At 62.0% G+C, this 15,002-nt stretch carries 14 protein-coding genes; 8 read left to right on the forward strand and 6 right to left on the reverse strand.

The window, feature by feature from the left end; translation table 11 throughout:
* Positions 1-243 precede the first annotated feature (243 nt).
* The 3 genes from APH35_RS20905 to APH35_RS20915 are packed head-to-tail and all read left to right on the forward strand — an operon-like array spanning position 244 to position 2,856.
* Positions 244-1,680 (forward strand): cytochrome ubiquinol oxidase subunit I, encoded by a 1,437-nt coding sequence (locus APH35_RS20905; RefSeq protein ID WP_012274182.1) that lies wholly within the window; start codon positions 244-246, stop codon positions 1,678-1,680.
* A 3-nt stretch (positions 1,681-1,683) separates the two neighbouring features.
* A complete protein-coding gene (cydB, locus tag APH35_RS20910) occupies positions 1,684-2,691 on the forward strand; it encodes a cytochrome d ubiquinol oxidase subunit II (protein WP_012274181.1) in 1,008 nt (335 codons plus the stop codon).
* Between the two features lie 9 nt (positions 2,692-2,700).
* Positions 2,701-2,856: a DUF2474 domain-containing protein gene (locus APH35_RS20915; RefSeq protein WP_012274180.1), complete on the forward strand. Its 156-nt coding sequence runs from the start codon at positions 2,701-2,703 to the stop codon at positions 2,854-2,856.
* Positions 2,857-2,973: 117 nt separating this feature from the next.
* On the opposite strand, the gene APH35_RS20920 is transcribed toward APH35_RS20915, so the two are convergent.
* Positions 2,974-4,098, reverse strand: a complete 1,125-nt coding sequence (locus APH35_RS20920) for a methyltransferase (protein ID WP_060515380.1) — start codon at positions 4,096-4,098, stop codon at positions 2,974-2,976.
* A gap of 96 nt (positions 4,099-4,194) precedes the next feature.
* Positions 4,195-4,902, reverse strand: a complete 708-nt coding sequence (locus APH35_RS20925; RefSeq protein WP_060515381.1) for an autoinducer binding domain-containing protein — start codon at positions 4,900-4,902, stop codon at positions 4,195-4,197.
* Between the two features lie 210 nt (positions 4,903-5,112).
* On the opposite strand from APH35_RS20925, the gene APH35_RS20930 reads away from it, so the two are divergent.
* Positions 5,113-5,889, forward strand: coding sequence for a ferredoxin--NADP reductase (locus APH35_RS20930; RefSeq protein ID WP_041166589.1), 777 nt, complete (start codon positions 5,113-5,115; stop codon positions 5,887-5,889).
* A gap of 33 nt (positions 5,890-5,922) precedes the next feature.
* On the opposite strand, the gene mscL is transcribed toward APH35_RS20930, so the two are convergent.
* Positions 5,923-6,342, reverse strand: a complete 420-nt coding sequence (gene mscL / locus APH35_RS20935; protein ID WP_012274176.1) for a large-conductance mechanosensitive channel protein MscL — start codon at positions 6,340-6,342, stop codon at positions 5,923-5,925.
* Positions 6,343-6,518: 176 nt separating this feature from the next.
* Here mscL and radA point away from each other — a divergent pair, with 176 nt between their 5' ends.
* On the forward strand, positions 6,519-7,889 hold the full coding sequence (radA, locus tag APH35_RS20940) for a DNA repair protein RadA (RefSeq protein WP_012274175.1): 1,371 nt from the start codon (positions 6,519-6,521) through the stop codon (positions 7,887-7,889).
* Positions 7,890-7,996: 107 nt separating this feature from the next.
* Here the strand turns inward: radA and APH35_RS20945 are convergent, their stop codons facing one another.
* Entirely contained in the window at positions 7,997-9,514 is a 1,518-nt protein-coding gene (locus APH35_RS20945; protein ID WP_012274174.1) for a nucleobase:cation symporter-2 family protein, read from the reverse strand.
* A gap of 263 nt (positions 9,515-9,777) precedes the next feature.
* Positions 9,778-10,143, reverse strand: a complete 366-nt coding sequence (locus APH35_RS20950) for a PilZ domain-containing protein (protein ID WP_012274173.1) — start codon at positions 10,141-10,143, stop codon at positions 9,778-9,780.
* 177 nt (positions 10,144-10,320) lie between these two features.
* Between APH35_RS20950 and APH35_RS20955 the strand changes: the two genes are divergently transcribed.
* From APH35_RS20955 to yjiA, 3 genes are all read left to right on the forward strand, one after another.
* The gene (locus APH35_RS20955) at positions 10,321-12,387 is read left to right on the forward strand and encodes a carbon starvation CstA family protein (RefSeq protein WP_060515382.1); all 2,067 of its coding nucleotides are present in this window, start codon (positions 10,321-10,323) and stop codon (positions 12,385-12,387) included.
* A gap of 17 nt (positions 12,388-12,404) precedes the next feature.
* Positions 12,405-12,602: a YbdD/YjiX family protein gene (locus APH35_RS20960; protein ID WP_003251633.1), complete on the forward strand. Its 198-nt coding sequence runs from the start codon at positions 12,405-12,407 to the stop codon at positions 12,600-12,602.
* A gap of 78 nt (positions 12,603-12,680) precedes the next feature.
* The gene (yjiA, locus tag APH35_RS20965) at positions 12,681-13,658 is read left to right on the forward strand and encodes a GTPase (RefSeq protein ID WP_060515383.1); all 978 of its coding nucleotides are present in this window, start codon (positions 12,681-12,683) and stop codon (positions 13,656-13,658) included.
* On the opposite strand, the gene APH35_RS20970 is transcribed toward yjiA, so the two are convergent.
* On the reverse strand, positions 13,618-15,002 hold a 1,385-nt coding region (locus APH35_RS20970), incomplete at its 5' end, for a methylenetetrahydrofolate reductase C-terminal domain-containing protein (protein ID WP_060515386.1). The genes yjiA and APH35_RS20970 overlap by 41 nt on opposite strands.

Below are 15,002 nucleotides of genomic sequence, written 5' to 3' on the forward strand. Positions count from 1 at the left end.
TGAAAGAGGGTGGGGCAACCGGTCACGCGGCAATCAACCACACGGCCCGTCAGGCCATTCGGGACTATGCTTCCTAGCAGTCGTTGATCTGGATCAATCGTTCCAGATGTAACGATCGGGCCCTTGGGCCGAAATCCCTGCGATCGAACAGAACAATTCCAACGCGCCGTACTCGACCCAGTGGGGGCAGTGGGCGACTGGGGCCACAAGCCCGGACGCCGGATTATCTGAAGAGGAAGCACCATGTTCGGAATAGAGGCCTTAGAGCTCGCCCGAATGCAGTTTGCCTTTACCGTGTCGTTCCACATCCTGTTCCCGGCCATCACCATTGGCTTGGCGAGCTACCTGGCAGTCCTCGAAGGCCTCTGGCTGAGGACCCACAACCAGGTCTACCGTGATCTCTATCATTTCTGGTCGAAGATATTCGCCGTCAACTTTGGCATGGGCGTGGTCTCTGGCCTGGTCATGGCCTACCAGTTCGGCACCAACTGGAGCCGCTTCTCCGACTTTGCCGGCGCCGTCACCGGCCCGCTGCTCACCTACGAAGTTCTCACTGCGTTCTTCCTCGAGGCGGGCTTCCTGGGTGTCATGCTGTTTGGCTGGAACCGCGTCGGCCGTGGCCTGCACTTCTTCTCCACGGTGATGGTGGCGCTCGGCACACTGGTTTCGACGTTCTGGATCCTTGCCTCCAACAGCTGGATGCAAACCCCACAAGGCCACGAGATCATCGATGGCCGGGTGGTGCCGGTGGACTGGTTTGCAGTGGTGTTCAACCCCTCGTTCCCCTACCGCCTGATGCACATGGCCACAGCCGCGTTCGTTTCCACCGCGTTCTTCGTCGGTGCTTCGGCGGCTTGGCACCTGCTGCGCGGGCGTGACAACCCGGCCGTGCGCAAGATGCTGTCGATGGCCATGTGGATGGCGCTTATCGTCGCCCCGATCCAGGCGGTGATTGGCGACTTCCATGGCCTCAACACGCTCAAGCATCAACCGGTGAAAATTGCCGCGATCGAAGGCCACTGGGAGAACGTACCCGGCGAGCCGACCCCGCTGATTCTGTTCGGCATCCCCGACATGAAGGCCGAGACTACCCGCTTCAAGGTCGAGATTCCCGCGCTGGGCAGCCTGATCCTGACCCATAGCCTGGACAAGCAGGTGCCGGCGATGAAGGAGTTCCCGCCCGAGGACCGGCCTAACTCGACCATCGTGTTCTGGTCGTTCCGGATCATGGTCGGGCTCGGCTTCCTGATGATCTTCGTCGGCCTGTGGAGCCTGTGGTTGCGCAAGCGCGGCACGCTGTACAGCTCGCGCCCGTTCCTGCATGTGGCCCTGTGGATGGGCCCGTCTGGGCTGGTCGCGCTGCTGGCCGGCTGGTTTACCACCGAAATCGGCCGCCAACCTTGGGTGGTGTATGGCCTGATGCGCACGGCTGACGGCGTGTCCAACCACAGCTACGCCCAGCTTGGTTTCACCCTGGTGGCCTTCGTGGTGGTGTATTTCGCCCTGTTCGGCACCGGCCTTGGCTACATGATGCGCCTGGTGCGCAAAGGGCCGCAGACCGGGGAAGGTGACGAGCACACACCGGGTGGCCCTGGCCAGAAACGCACGCCGGCGCGGCCGTTGTCCGCCGCCGATGATGGCCGAGAGGCCACCTCTGCCAGCCTGAACAAGGGGAACTGAGCCATGGGTATCGACCTTCCGCTGATCTGGGCCGTGATCATCATTTTCGGCGTCATGATGTACGTGGTGATGGACGGTTTCGACCTGGGCATCGGCATGCTGTTCCCCTTCGTCAAGGGCGAGCAGGACCGTGATGTGATGATGAACACTGTCGCGCCAGTGTGGGACGGCAACGAAACCTGGTTGATCCTGGGCGGGGCGGGGCTGTTCGGGGCTTTCCCGATGGCTTACGCGGTCGTTCTCGAGGCCTTGTACCTGCCGCTTATCCTGATGTTGATCGGTTTGATCTTCCGTGGCGTGGCCTTCGAGTTTCGCTTCAAGGCCAAGGCCGACAAGCGGCATATCTGGGACAAGGCATTCATCTGGGGGTCGTTGGTCGCCACCTTCTTCCAGGGTGTGGCGTTGGGTGCCTTCCTCGAAGGCTTCAAAGTGGTCGACCGCCATTTCGCCGGTGGCACACTCGACTGGCTTACCCCGTTCAGTCTGTTCTGTGGTTTGGGGCTGATCGTTGCCTACACGTTGTTGGGGTGCACCTGGCTGATCATGAAGACCGAAGGGCCGCTGCAACAGAAGATGCACGACATGGCCCGGCCGCTGGCGCTGGTGCTGCTGGCGGTGATCGGTATCGTCAGCCTGTGGACCCCCATCGCCTACCCGCAAATCGCCGACCGCTGGTTCAGCATGCCAAACCTGCTCTGGTTCATGCCGGTGCCGCTGCTGGTGCTGGTGACCTTCTACGGGCTGCTGAAGGCGGTAGCGCGCAATGCACACTACACGCCGTTCCTGCTCACCCTGGTGTTGATCTTCCTGGGTTACAGTGGCCTGGGCATCAGCCTGTGGCCGAACATCATCCCGCCGTCGATCTCGATCTGGGAGGCCGCAGCGCCCCCGCAAAGCCAAGGTTTCATGCTGGTGGGCACCCTGTTCATCCTGCCGTTCATCCTGATGTACACCTTCTGGAGCTACTACGTGTTCCGCGGCAAGGTGACCCACGAAGACGGTTATCACTAGGAGGGCCGCATGATGACGGGCAAACATGGCTTGGAAGACAAGAAACCGCTGTGGCAGCGGCTGGGTTGGCTGCTGCTGATTTGGGCGATGAGTGTTGCCGCGCTGGGCGTGGCGGCATGGGTGATGCGGCTGTTCATGGGGGCTGCGGGATTGACCACCCATTGAGAGCAGCGGGGGCGCCTGTGGGAGCGGGCGTGCCCGCGAAGCAGGCATCGCGATAGATGGCACCGGCTTCGCCGGTGTTCGCGGGCAAGCCCGCTCCCACAGGGGCGGCGCGGGCTCTTATTTGCGGGCTTTCAGAATGACGAACTTGGGCGTAGCCGCCACCTGCTCAACCCCTCGGAACAACCGCGCCAGCTTGCTGTGATAGCCCAGGTGGCGGTTGCCCACGATGTACAGCGCCCCACCCACCACCAGCGCTTCTCGCGCCTGCTGGAACATGCGCCAGGCAAGGAAGTCCCCCACCACCTGCTGCTGGTGGAACGGCGGGTTGCATAGCACCACGTCCAGCGATTGTTTCTCTACCCCGGCCAACCCATCGGCCGCGACGAAATTGGCGGCACGTTCGCCCAGTGCAGCTCGCCAGTTCTCCTGCGCTGATTGCACGGCCATGTACGACTCATCGACCAAGGTGTACTCAGCGTCCGGGTTGGCCAGGGCGCTGGCAATCGCCAGCACGCCGTTGCCGCAGCCCAGGTCTGCGACCCGCGCGTTGCCCAGGTCGCGGGGCAAGTGGGGCAAGAACGCCCTTGTGCCGATATCCAACCCCTCACGGCAAAACACGTTGGCGTGGTTGACCAACTCCAGCACCGGCGCGTCGAGGTTGTAGCGGCTAGGGTAGGGTGAGCGGGCGAGCGGGCGTTCGGCCACCGTTGCCGTCAGCAAGCGGGCCTTCTTCTGTGCCAGCGAAGCCTGCACAGGGCCGATGTACTTCTCCATCAGGTCACCGGCCGCCCGTGGCAGGTGCTTGATCATGGCCCCGGCAATCACCTGCGCGCCAGGCGCCAGGTGGCCCTGCAGGCGGATCAGTTGTTCTTCAAGCAGGGCCAGGGTCTTGGGCACGCGCACCAGCACTCGGTCGAATAGGCCTTGCCAGTGCTCGCTGGCGGGCACGAACGGCACGCTATCGAACGTCAAACCGTTGCGCGTCAGGTTCTTTTCCAGGCCAAGGTGCGCCAGATGTGAGTCACCACTGCTGACCACCTGCAGACGGCCCGCCAGGCTGACGGCCAGGGCGCCGAAGCTGTCATTGAGCACCAGTACCCGGCAGTTGGCGTCAGGTGCCTGTTCGTGCAATTGCGCTAGCAGGTACTCGTCGGCGGCATCGAAGGCCTGCAGCGGGTCGTTGGCCTGCTCCGGCTGGCGGATCAGGTCGAGTTCGGCGTAGGGGGTGGTCAACAGGGGCATGGCGTCTGGCTCGGGTACGAAACTGCCCGTTGCGGTTCGCTCCGGGCTTTGCCGGGCGATTCTACAGGGCTTTGCCCAAGGTCGCAGGTGTGAAGGTCAGATCCAGCCACGCAGGGCGGCGATGGCGATGGCGCCAGCCTTGTTGGCAGCGTTGGTCTTGGTGATCACGCTGCGGATGTGGAAGTTCACCGTGCTTTGCGAAAGCGACAGGATGCAGGCAACGTCGGCAGCGGTCTTGCCGGCAGCCGACCATTTCAGCACTTCCAGTTCACGCTCGCTCATTCTTGGTTGAGGTGGGCACAGTGCGTTCAGGTGGTGTTCGCCAAGCACGGCATGCAGGGTATGGCACAGCCACTGGACGCTGCCGGCCTTGTCGTAAAGCTCGACGATGTCGATCTTTTCGGCTGGCCTGGCCACGCTGATCTGGCTTTCGTTGTGCTGCAGGTCGTGCAGCGATTGCGTCCAACCGTGACGCAAGCCGTGCTGACAGGCCGCTTCGCGAAATTGAGGGGCTTCTCGGTACAGGTCGTCAGTCCACAGTACGGGCGTGGTCGAACTGTGACTCATGTGCGCTGCTGGGTCCTGCTTGTAGAAGTCGTCGCGCTGATAGCGCTCGATCCACTCACTTGGGTAGTTGCTGTAGAGGTACAGCCTTGGTGTCTGCGTGGCGATCTGGATGCGGATATTGAGCCCAAGGTAATCCATGCCCAGCTCTTGGGCCAGATGGACAGCGATGTCGAACAGCTTCTGCGGGTTGCGCTCGCTGACGAACGCATGAAGATGCTCGGGTTTCCAGTGAAGCATCGAGACATTCCTCGGGGCGTAGGATCCAATCCATTTGGGTACCCGATGATTGTAGGAAAGTCCTACCTGGGTGTTGGGATTTTTTTGTTATAGCACTTAGGATTTTCTGCGAGTTCGGCACGATCACCCCTGGTGAGGCCCTACAAAGCGGTGGTTTTTATCCAGGCCACTTTAAGCGACACTGTGCACACGCCAACCCTGGAGCCCGATATGACCGCTAGCGCCGAAAAGTTCACCCGCCAGACCCTGCTCGATGTTCAGCCGCTGACGCCGAACCTCTTCAGCCTGCGGGTTACGCGCGATGCGGGGTTCCGCTTTCGTTCCGGTCAGTTCGCCCGCCTTGGCGTGACCAAGGCCGATGGCAGCGTGGTGTGGCGCGCCTATTCAATGGTCAGCGCGCCCCATGATGAGCATCTGGACTTTTTCTCCATCGTGGTACCCGGTGGCGAGTTCACCAGCGAGCTTAGCCGGCTGGGTGCGGGCGATACCTTGCTGATCGACCGTCAGGCTTTCGGTTTCCTCACCCTCGACCGTTTCGTCGGTGGTCGCGACCTGTGGCTGCTGGCCACGGGCACGGGCATTGCGCCGTTCATGTCGATCCTGCAGGACTTCGAGGCTTGGGAGCGTTTCGACAACATCAAGCTGGTGTACTCGGTGCGCGAAGCCAAAGAGCTGGCCTACGTAGATGAAATCGCCGGGCTGGAGCAACGCGAGTACCTGGCGGAGCATGCGGGCAAGTTGCAGTTCATTCCGGTGGTGACCCGTGAACAACACCCAGGGGCGTTGAACCAGCGCATTACCACGTTGATCGAGAATGGTGAACTGGAGAAGGCGGCGGGGCTGGCGCTGTCGCCAGAGCATTCACGGGTGATGCTGTGCGGTAACCCGGAAATGATCGACGAAACCCGTAAAGTGCTGAAAGCGCGTGACCTGCAACTGAGCCTGAGCAAGCGGCCAGGGCAGGTAGCGGTCGAAAACTACTGGTAAGGCCAGGGGGCTGCAAGGCAGCCCCCTGCTACCTCACGGCAAGCGATTCTGATTCTGCGTCTTGAGCAAGTCGCGAATCTCGGTCAGCAGTGTCTCTTCAGCCGAAGGCACCGGCGGCGTAGTCGGCGCCACGGCTTCCTCACGCTTGAGCCTGTTGATCGCCTTCACCCCCATGAAGATGGCAAAGGCCACGATCACGAAGTCGATCACGGTCTGGATGAACTTGCCATACGCCAGCACTACCGCTGGTACGTCACCTTCGGCAGCCTTCAGGGTAATGGCCAGGTCGCTGAAGTCCACACCACCGATCAGCAGGCCCAGTGGTGGCATGATCACGTCGCCGACGAAGGACGAGACGATCTTGCCGAAGGCCGCGCCGATGATGATACCGACCGCCATGTCGACGACATTGCCTTTGACCGCGAAAGCCTTGAACTCGTTGAGCATGCCCATGTTTGGTTCCTTGTAACAAAAGGTAAGGTTAACGCAGTGTAAGCCACTAAAACGCTTCATGCGTTGTGTTCAGGGCTACTGACTGCAGTTAGAACGAATAGTTTTGTCGCATCCCGAAGCGTTCGAGACACGTCCTGCTCGGCTATCATGGCGATTTTTTCCAGGAGACCCCACCCATGGCCAAGGCCAAGCGCTTGTATGGCTGCACCGAGTGCGGCGCGACCTTCCCCAAATGGGCCGGCCAGTGCGGCGAATGCGGGGCCTGGAACACGCTGGTCGAAACCATGATCGAAAGCGGCGGCGCCGCTGCGCCCAGCAGCGGCCGCGCGGGTTGGACCGGGCAGCAGGCACAGATCAAGACCTTGGCCGAAGTCAGCGTCGAAGAAATCCCGCGCTTCACCACCAGCAGCACTGAACTGGACCGCGTACTGGGCGGTGGCCTGGTGGATGGCTCTGTGGTGCTGATTGGTGGTGACCCCGGTATCGGCAAGTCGACCATTTTGTTGCAAACGTTATGCAACATCGCCGTCGGCATGCCGGCGCTGTATGTCACCGGTGAGGAGTCGCAGCAACAGGTTGCCATGCGCTCACGGCGGCTGGGCCTGCCCCAGGACCAGCTCAAGGTAATGACCGAAACCTGCATCGAGACCATCATCGCTACGGCACGCGTCGAGAAACCCAGGGTGATGGTGATTGACTCGATCCAGACGATTTTCACCGAGCAACTGCAATCGGCCCCCGGCGGCGTGGCCCAGGTGCGCGAAAGCACGGCGTTGCTGGTGCGTTACGCCAAGCAGAGCGGCACGGCGATCTTCCTGGTTGGCCACGTGACCAAGGAAGGCTCGCTGGCCGGCCCGCGGGTACTGGAGCACATGGTCGATACCGTGCTGTATTTCGAAGGCGAGTCCGATGGCCGACTGCGCTTGTTACGGGCGGTGAAGAACCGTTTTGGCGCGGTCAACGAGCTGGGCGTGTTCGGCATGACCGACCGTGGCCTTAAAGAAGTGTCCAACCCGTCGGCGATCTTCCTCAACCGTACCCAGGAAGAAGTGCCTGGCAGCGTGGTGATGGCTACCTGGGAGGGCACCCGGCCAATGCTGGTTGAAGTGCAGGCGCTGGTCGACGATAGCCATCTGGCCAATCCGCGACGGGTAACCCTGGGCCTGGACCAGAACCGCCTGGCCATGTTGCTGGCGGTGCTGCACCGCCATGGCGGTATTCCTACCCATGACCAGGACGTGTTCCTCAACGTGGTGGGCGGGGTAAAAGTGCTGGAAACGGCTTCGGACCTGGCGCTGCTGGCGGCGGTCATGTCCAGCCTGCGTAATCGGCCGCTGGCCCATGGTCTGCTGGTGTTTGGCGAGATCGGCCTGTCGGGTGAGGTGCGGCCGGTGCCCAGTGGCCAGGAGCGCTTGAAGGAAGCGGCCAAGCACGGCTTCAAGCGGGCCATCGTGCCCAAGGGCAATGCGCCGAAAGAGCCACCGGCGGGGTTGCAGGTGATTGCCGTGACCCGGCTGGAGCAAGCCCTGGATGCATTGTTCGAGTAACTTGTAGCCTGTTCTGGCCCTATCGACGGCGATAGGCCAGAACAGGCAAACGAAAAAGGGGCCGATGATGCGCATCGGCCCCCTCCACCTCACCGCTCAGTCAGCAGTCAATGCTCCGCAACCGCAGCGCGCCTGACCGTTTCATTGCCATGCTCGTCCAGCTCCAGCATCGGCACTTCGTTACCCTCGGCATCGAACAGCTTGCCGTCCTTGAAGTAGTCGCCATCACGCAGCGCGGAAATGTCCGAATACTGGATGGTGCGCTCGTACGCCGCAGCGAACACCGACTGGTTTTCCGAGTTGCCGGTGGTGAAGTGGTTGAAGATCAGGTTCAGCAGGATGGCCATGATCGCCGCCGAGCTGATGCCCGAGTGGAAGATGGTTTCGAACCAGTTCGGGAAGTGGTGGTAGAAGGTCGGCGCGGCAATCGGGATCATGCCGAAGCCCAGCGAGGCCGCGACGATGATCAGGTTGACGTTGTTCTTGTAGCTGACCTTGGACAAAGTACGGATACCGCTGGCCGCCACGGTGCCGAACAGCACGATGCCAGCGCCACCCAGTACCGGGGTAGGCACGGCGGCAATCACCCGGCCCATGATCGGCAGCAGGCCGAGTACCACCAGAATCACACCACCGGTGGCCACCACGTAGCGGCTCTTGACCCCGGTCACGGCCACCAGGCCGACGTTCTGGGCGAACGCGCTCTGGGTGAACGAGCCGAAGATCGGTGCCAGGATGCTCGATGCCATGTCGGCACGCAGGCCGTTGCCCAGGCGCTTGGAGTCAACCTTGGTGTCGATGATTTCACCCACGGCGAGGATGTCGGCCGAGGTTTCCACCAGGGTTACCATGATCACGATGCACATCGACAGGATCGCGGCGATATGAAACTCCGGCATGCCGAAGTGGAACGGCGTGGGGAAGGCCAGCATCGGGCCTTCGGTGACCTTGCTGAAGTCGGCCATGCCCAGCGACCAGGCGATCAGTGTGCCGATCACCATGGCCAGCAGGATCGACAGGCGCGAAATGGTCGCGCTGCCCAGCTTGCTCAACAGCAGCACGATGGCGAAGGTCAACCCGGCCAAGCCGATGTTGGCCACGCTGCCGAACTCTGGCGAGGCGCTGTTGCCACCCATCACCCAGCGTGCGGCCACTGGCATCAGGGTCAGGCCGATGGTGGTGATGACGATGCCGGTCACCAGGGGAGGGAAGAACTTGGTGATGCGCGAGAACACCGGGGTGATCAGGAAGCCGATCAGCGACGCCGCCATGACCGCGCCAAGCACGCCAGGCAGGCCACCGCCGCCCTCGCTGCTGAGGATCGCACCCATGGTCGCCACACCGGCGAACGACACGCCCTGCACCAGCGGCAACTGGCAGCCGAAGAACGGCAGGCCAAGGGTTTGCAATAGGGTGGCCAGGCCACCGGCAAACAGTGAGGCGGCGATCAGCATGCCGATTTCGGCACCGTTCAGGCCCGCGGCCTGCCCCAGGATCAGGGGTACCGCGACGATCCCCCCGTACATGGTCAACACATGCTGCAGACCATAAGCCAGGTTGGCACCAAGGCCGAGGTTTTCATCCTCGGGGCGCTTGGCGGGAGACGTGCTAGGGGACGTAGTCATGGAGCAGGCTCTCTGTTTATTGTTGTGCCGCTACTGTAGACACTTACCTCAAATGATTGCCACAAGAATTGTATACAATATTTTGATCGGAGCGCGCACAGATACGACCGCATTGGGTGCTAAATCCCAATGCAGAAGGCGTACCAACTTGTCAGAAGCTGTATTGGAAAGCTGTGTACAAAGTTCTGCTACCCAGGCTTAAAGCTGTCTGGGTAGACAGGAAACACTCGGTGGGAATGATATTAGCTAGCTAAGAGATTTCATTATTCGATGAGTTCGCGCAGCTCGCGCATCATTTCGGTGCTGTCGGCCACGTTCAATTCCACAAGACGGTGCAAATGGCTCATCGAATCGATGTCGATGTACAGGCAGATGAAGCCCAGCCGGCTCGGTTCTTCGTGGCGCAGTTCGACCTGCATCTGCACCTCGGTCACTTCGTCGTTGAGCACGATGTAGGCTTCGAAATCCTGGCTCAGGTCGGGATCCCAGGTTTTCGGGCTTTCGACCAGCAGGCCTTTGAGGGACAGGTCGAGCAGTTTCACCTCCCAGCAACGTTCGCCCTGGCAAAGCCTGGTCGGGGCGTCGAACTGGATACGCTGGAAACGGCGGCGTTCGTCGTGATCGCTCATGGCATGGATCCTTGGGTAGGTCCTAAGGTGACATCCTGACTATAGTTAGAATGTTATGTGCATCAGGTACCGCAATCTGGCCGCAGAGGCTCTAGACCAAAGCAAGTGTGGCAATGCGCGATGACTCGCCCTAGACTCGGTGGGCGGTCTTTCCAATCCACCAGCTGGAAGCTAACCATGAACAACAATAATAGCCTGCTACGCCACATTCCGTGGTTGGCGCTGGCAGTCATAGGGGCCTGCGCGCTGGGTGTGGTTGCCCTGCGTCGCGGCGAGGCAATCAACGCCTTGTGGATCGTGGTCGCGGCGGTGGCCATTTACCTGGTTGCCTACCGTTACTACAGCTTGTTCATCGCCACCAAGGTGATGCAACTCGACCCTCGCCGTGCCACCCCGGCGGTGCTCAACAACGACGGTCTGGACTACGTTCCGACCAACAAACACATTCTTTTCGGTCACCACTTCGCCGCCATCGCGGGCGCAGGCCCCTTGGTCGGCCCGGTACTTGCCGCGCAAATGGGCTACTTGCCCGGCACGTTGTGGCTGATTGCCGGCGTGGTGCTGGCCGGTGCGGTGCAGGACTTCATGGTCCTGTTCATGTCTACCCGCCGCAATGGTCGCTCGCTGGGCGACATGGTGCGCGAGGAGATGGGCCGCATTCCGGGGACCATCGCCCTGTTCGGCTGCTTCCTGATCATGATCATCATCCTCGCGGTGTTGGCGTTGATCGTGGTCAAGGCCCTCGCCGAAAGCCCGTGGGGCATGTTCACGGTGATGGCGACCATCCCGATCGCGATGTTCATGGGCATCTACATGCGCTACATCCGCCCGGGCCGCATTGGCGAGATCTCGGTGGTTGGCGTAGTGCTGCTGCTGGCGTCTATCTGGCTGGGCGGCGTGATCGCTGCGGACCCGGTATGGGGCCCGGCGTTCACCTTCACCGGGGTGCAGATCACCTGGATGCTGGTGGGCTACGGCTTTGTCGCCGCCGTGCTGCCGGTCTGGCTGGTGCTGGCACCACGTGACTACCTGTCGACCTTCCTCAAGATCGGCACCATCGTGGGCCTGGCCATCGGTATCCTGATCATTGCCCCCGAGCTGAAAATGCCGGCGCTGACCCAGTTCACCGACGGCACGGGCCCTGTGTGGAAGGGCACCCTGTTCCCGTTCCTGTTCATCACCATTGCCTGTGGTGCGGTGTCCGGCTTCCACGCGCTGATTTCCTCGGGGACCACCCCCAAGCTGCTGGATAACGAAACCAACGCCCGCTACATCGGCTACGGTGGCATGCTGATGGAATCGTTCGTCGCCATCATGGCCATGGTCGCCGCTTCGGTGATCGAGCCTGGCGTGTACTTCGCCATGAACAGCCCGGCTGCCGTGGTCGGTGCAGACGTAGCGTCGGTGGCGCAGACAGTCAGCAGCTGGGGCTTCCTGATTACACCCGAGCAGCTTGAAGCCGTCGCCCGTGACATCGGCGAGCACACCATCCTGGCCCGTGCTGGTGGTGCGCCTACCCTGGCGGTCGGTATCGCGCAGATCCTGCACCAGGTGTTGCCAGGTGAAAACACCATGGCCTTCTGGTACCACTTCGCGATCCTGTTCGAGGCGCTGTTCATCCTCACCGCAGTGGACGCCGGTACCCGAGCCGGGCGCTTCATGCTGCAGGACCTGCTGGGCAGCTTCGTGCCAGCATTCAAACGCACTGAATCGTGGGGTGCCAACCTGCTCGCCACCGCTGGCTGCGTGGCACTCTGGGGCTACCTGCTTTACCAGGGCGTGATCGACCCGCTGGGCGGCATCAACACCCTGTGGCCGCTGTTTGGCATCTCCAACCAGATGCTGGCCGGTATCGCCTTGATGCTCGGTACCGTGGTGCTGATCAAGATGAAGCGTCAGCGCTACATCTGGGTCACCCTGCTGCCGGCCGTCTGGCTGCTGATCTGCACCACTGCTGCTGGCCTGATCAAGCTGTTCGACCCGAACCCGGCGGTTGGCTTCCTGGCCCTGGCCAAGAAGTACAGCACCGCGCTGGACGCAGGCCAAGTGCTGGCCCCGGCCAAGGACATCGGGCAGATGCAGCACGTGATCTTCAACGCCTACACCAACGCGGGCCTGACGATTCTGTTCCTGCTGGTGGTCTTCAGCATCCTGTTCTTCGCCATCAAGGTCGGCTACGCCGCCCTGGGCCGCAAGGAGCGCACCGACAAGGAAACCCCGTTCCAGGCGTTGCCTGACGCGTAATCGAGAGGACTGCAGTTATGTTCAACGACTTGGGTCGACTGGGAAAATACCTGGGGCAGGCAGCCCGCCTGATGGTCGGCATGCCCGACTACGACAACTATGTCGAGCACATGCAGAAGACGCACCCGGACAAGCCGGTGATGAGCTACGAAGCGTTCTTCCGCGAACGGCAAGAAGCGCGTTACGGCGGCAAGTCCGGGCCCAAGTGCTGTTGAGCCTGCGACACGTGTGAACCTGTGGGAGCCTGGGTAACCGGCTCCCACAGTCATTTTCAGATTCAGGAGACTTTCTGCGTGCAGACGCCTATTCCCGTAACCGTCCTCACGGGCTTCCTCGGTGCCGGCAAGACCACCTTGCTCAAGCACATGCTCAAGGCCGAGCACGGCCTGAAGCTCGCGGTGATCGAAAACGAATTCAGTGAGGCCGGCATTGACAGCCAATTGCTGGGCGACCAGCCGGTGCAGGTAATGACCCTGGCCAACGGTTGTGTGTGTTGCAGCATCCATGGCGACCTGACCCGCGCCCTGTACCTGCTGCTCGAGCGCCTGGATGCCGGGGAAATCGCCTTCGACCGCCTGGTGATCGAATGTACCGGCCTGGCCGACCCGGCGCCGGTAGCGCAAACCTTCTTCATCGACGAGGAACTGCGTGAGCGCTACATCCTCGACGGCATCATCACCCTGGTCGATGCCGCGCATGCCGAACTGCACCTGACCCAGACCATCGCTCAGGCCCAGGTCGGCTTTGCCGATCGCTTGCTGCTGAGCAAGACAGACTTGGTCGAGCCGGCTGCGGTAGACGCGCTGCGCGAGCGCCTGGCCCGCATCAATGGTCGGGCCGCGATCCGGGTGGTTGAACACGGATGCATCGACCTGGCTGAACTACTGGATGTGCGAGGTTTCAACCTCAACCCTGACCTGGGTGCGAACTTGAAACCGACACTGCGCCCGGTGCTCAAACCCGCCACGCCGGACCGTATCTCCACGATGGTGCTGCGCACGGACACTGCGTTGGATATCGATCGCCTCAGCGGCTTCATGAACGAACTGCTGGAAACCCACGGCACACAACTGCTGCGCTACAAGGGCGTGCTGAACATTGCCGGCGAGGAGCGCAAGCTGGTATTCCAAGGTGTGCTCAAGCTCTATGGCTTCGATTGGGACGCCGAGTGGGGCGCTGGCGAAACGCGCGAGAGTGTGATGGTGTTCATCGCCGATGAATTACCCGAAGCTACGATTCGGGCTGGCTTCGAGGCGTTGGCTGCGGGCTGAGCCGCCGAGGCGTCTGCGCTGCGAACCACTGCGGCCAGGAGCTGCGGTGGCGGGTTTCGACCTCGATGCACGGGATCAGCCGCTCGGTCAGCACGGCAGTTTGCCGCACGGCTTTGGCGGTGCGGTACTTGACGCTGTGGATGCACTCGCGGTCGCCGAACTCGCAGCGGTTCAGGGCGGTTCCACCGCAGGGGCCGTTGGCCAGGCCTTTGGGGCAGGTTTCTGGGCAGACGTACAAGGTATCTTCGAGGCGGCAGCGGCCACAGGTATCGCAACCCACCAGTGGCCGTTTCACCGCACGCTCCACCTTGTGCAGCACCTGTGCGCCAAGGCGCGTAGCCCACAGAGGCTGGCGCACCGCCCAGCCAAATGCCTTGCTCAGGCCGTTGCGGCGGCTGAACAGCAGTGAATGCATGCCGTGCATCAGGTGATAGCGCGCTTTCTCCTTGAACGAGGCATCGACCTGTGACTCGCCCTGGCGCCAGCTCGCCTGCGGCGGATGGAAGATCACTGCCGGCAGGCCGGGCATCTGCCAGCTGGCCTGCCAGGCGGGCGCCCATTGCTCCAGCGTGTGAACCCGGGTTTGCCAGTGCTCGATACGGGCTTCCAGGGCCAGCAACTGCTTGAGTTCGTGCACCCCTGAGAGGTGCACACCGGCGTAGCCCATCAGCTTTACACCGATGATCTGCAAGGCCAGGCGGTCAACACTGCGCGCCTGGGCAAATACCTTGGACTGCGCGGTCTCCGCTTCGAGCATGTCGCGCATGGACGGGGTGACGGTGACGCCGGCCACATGGTCGAGCATCGTCGCGCGCCCGTGGGTGAGGCTCATGAGGCAGGCCAGCATGGGCTTGGGCGTGGGCTGGCGGCGCATCCAGTGCATGGCTTCCTGGTGCTTGGCGGCATCAAAGCCCAGTTGCAGGGTGAAGAAGTCAGCCCCAGCCGCCAGCTTTTTCTCGGCCTTGAAATACTGGGCGCCGCCTTCTTCCTCGTGGTACTTGAACGGGTTCAGTGCCGCGCCCAGCAGCCAGTGCGGGCAGGCCTGGCGGGCAATCTGCAGGGCGGCGACCGATTCCAGGTAGCGCACCGGGCGCAGGCCTGGTTCATGGCCGGGCAGGCGGTCGCCGGTAAGCAGCAACAGCTGATCGAGGCCTGTGGCGTCCATACGCTGCAGTTGCGCGAGCAGGTGATGGCGTTCGCGATCCTTGCCGGAAAAATGCGGCAGGGCAGGCACAGGGTTGGCGAACGAGGCGAGGGCGTCCAGCGGCGACATGTCCAGCGGGCTGCCGACGCGATCGCCGATGGCCACGGTCATCGGCCAGCCGCACAGGTGCGCACGGGCCA

The sequence above is a fragment of the Pseudomonas sp. NBRC 111132 genome, from assembly GCF_001320565.1.
In the GTDB taxonomy this organism is placed as follows: Bacteria; Pseudomonadota; Gammaproteobacteria; order Pseudomonadales; family Pseudomonadaceae; genus Aquipseudomonas; species Aquipseudomonas putida_P.